Genomic DNA, 457 nt, shown 5'->3' on the forward strand with positions numbered 1-457 from the left:
GACCAGTCTAACCTCATTGCTGTCTTTGTTCCCGGCACGCACCGGTACAGATTGAGTAGACTGCGCTCCCATGAAGTTCTTGAACTGATGCTGAACCGGGTTATAATCTCGGCAAGGCGTAACCTAAGGAAGAGGTTAAGGCGATGCGAACCACATTCAGCTTGGCTTTTGCATTGGTCTGCGCAGCAAGTGTCGGCACTGCATTCGCAGGCGATGTGAAGACCTACACATCCGATGATGTCGTCAATTTCATGCTAGCCCAGAAGAAGGTGCTGGCCGACGCCAGGAAATCCGGCGCGACGCGCTCGGTCTGCATAGGCTCGGAGGAGGACTGCGGCGCCAAGACGCCGAAGGTGGCCGGTTTTGATCTGGTCGTCAATTTCGATATCGACTCTGCCAATCTTCGGCCGGAGTCGAAGGTAAACCTCCTGAAGGTGGCGGCCGCCATGAAGAATGC

1 protein-coding gene is annotated in these 457 nt (G+C 55.4%); it reads left to right on the top strand.

Going from position 1 to position 457, the window contains the following annotated elements:
- Positions 1-143: 143 nt before the first annotated feature.
- Positions 144-457 (top strand): hypothetical protein (locus tag AC1D0P_RS29340; RefSeq protein WP_477679949.1); only part of this gene is annotated, 314 nt, incomplete at its 3' end.

It is taken from the genome of Polaromonas sp. P1_G2 (assembly GCF_056405515.1).